We start from the raw sequence: 1,084 nt of genomic DNA, 5'->3' as shown, positions 1-1,084 counted from the left end.
AGCTCGGCATCCGAATGGCCTTCCCATAAGCCGAAGGAATCCTGAGTACGAATGAGCCGCAGGAGGCATTTGACGAACGGGGAAGCAAGGGCCTCGTCGTCCCCGTGGACAGCAGGGCCAACCGGTTCATGAGGAATTTCGCTTTTCCCCAATTTCAGTACTCCTCTTGAAGGACGATCTCTTTTTCTGCGATGTGTGGTTCGGGCGCTTGCGTGGGCGGGGAATGGCTTGGGCGAGCCGATCCCACGCAACAGTGTCCCGTGGCCGACCTCGAGCACGTCCACCAATGCGAGACCTTTCACCGCGGCGCGAACGCCTGCGCCGCGGTTCGACCCGAGGTAAACGCAATGGAAATTCCACCTGCCGCAAGCCGCGCACTTTTGCGGCATCGACGTTATTGCTGCGAAGTGCGCCTGGGCGGGCGGATTTGCCGGTGTTCAATTCCAATTGTCATGCCCTTCGCGATCCTTGCTCAGGAAGTGACAGCGTTTTGAGTTTCGGAAGTCTTGTTTTGCGGAGCCACACAGAGACCCGCGTGACAGGCAGGCTCACCCGTGTAGTTGGCCAGGGCTTGGAGCAACGAGGTGAGGTAGCGCTGTTTGGTTTGGTCCGGCACTGGCTCCGAATGGTCCAGCGATTTGATTGCCACCTCGATCAACTCGATCGCCCGGTCCTTGTTGCCGCTCTCGTAATAATACTGAGCGACCGGAAAGTAACACCCGAATTTAAAGTCTCCATCGCCTTGCGGAGGATTAAGTTCCAGGATCTGTTCGGAGAGCTCCTTGCCCATCGCAAAGCGATCATCATGCGGAAGATGGGAGTTGTCGATCGTGGGATGGAAGAGTTGGTTCAGCGCCATCACCACCCAAGACATCGCTTCGAACTTTTTGTTGATCGCGTCCTCGACCAATTCGCGCATAAGCGGCAAGCCGGTTTTGATGTCGCGCAGCTTGTGAAGCAGAATATCCGCATGAACCCGCCGAAAATCAAAAGAGTCTGGCATCACGGCGAGGCCTTCTTCGATGGCCAATAGTGCCGCTGCCCAATCCTCGTCCTGCATCGCCGGCCCAAGTTTGGCGTATAT

General features: G+C 56.8%; 1 pseudogene. It reads right to left on the bottom strand.

The annotated features are described in order from the left end of the window. Nucleotides 1-472: 472 nt before the first annotated feature. Nucleotides 473-1,084 (bottom strand): annotated as a pseudogene (locus EN939_RS38380) (TlpA family protein disulfide reductase); the annotation flags it as partial.

Origin of the sequence: Mesorhizobium sp. M7A.F.Ca.CA.002.05.1.1, assembly GCF_003998335.1 — a bacterium.
Classification (GTDB): domain Bacteria; phylum Pseudomonadota; class Alphaproteobacteria; order Rhizobiales; family Rhizobiaceae; genus Mesorhizobium.
This window is presented reverse-complemented; position numbering and strand designations above follow the sequence as displayed.